This is a genomic window from Lelliottia sp. GFLA7 (assembly GCF_056490165.1).
This window is the reverse complement of the sequence record NZ_JBWLAQ010000028.1, coordinates 1-494: the sequence shown is the minus strand read 5'-3', so window position 1 is coordinate 494 and position 494 is coordinate 1. Positions and strand designations below refer to the sequence as shown.

Here is a 494-nt window from a genome sequence, read left to right as displayed (position 1 = left end):
AGCTGTGGCTGATGCGCCTGGGTATCCGGGTTGGCCACTCGCGGCCGTATCACCCGCAGACGCAGGGCAAGCTGGAGCGTTTTCACCGCAGCCTGAAGGCGGAAGTCCTGCAGGGGAAGTGGTTCGCGGACAGCGGTGAGCTGCAGCGGGCCTTCGACCAGTGGCGGACGGTGTATAATCTCGAACGGCCTCATGACGCGCTGGAGATGGCGGTGCCGGCGTCGCGCTATCAGCCGTCTGCACGGCAGTACAGCGGCGCGGTGACGCCACCGGAATACGATGAAGGTGTGCTCGTCAGAAAGGTGGATATCAGCGGAAAACTGAGCGTGAGAGGCATCCGTCTGAGTGCCGGCAAGGCGTTCAGGGAAGAGCGTGTCGGGCTGAGGGAGAGCGGTGAAGACGGAAAATATGAAGTGTGGTGGTACAGCACGAAAGTGGGGGTGGTCGACCTGAAGAAAAAGTCGATCACCCTGGGTAAAGGATGTTAAAAAGTG

1 protein-coding gene is annotated in these 494 nt (G+C 60.5%); it reads left to right on the top strand.

Annotated elements, in window-relative coordinates; translation table 11 throughout:
- Positions 1-488: integrase core domain-containing protein (locus AC07RN_RS20965; RefSeq protein ID WP_478337214.1), on the top strand; the 488-nt coding region annotated here is incomplete at its 5' end.
- Positions 489-494 lie beyond the last annotated feature (6 nt).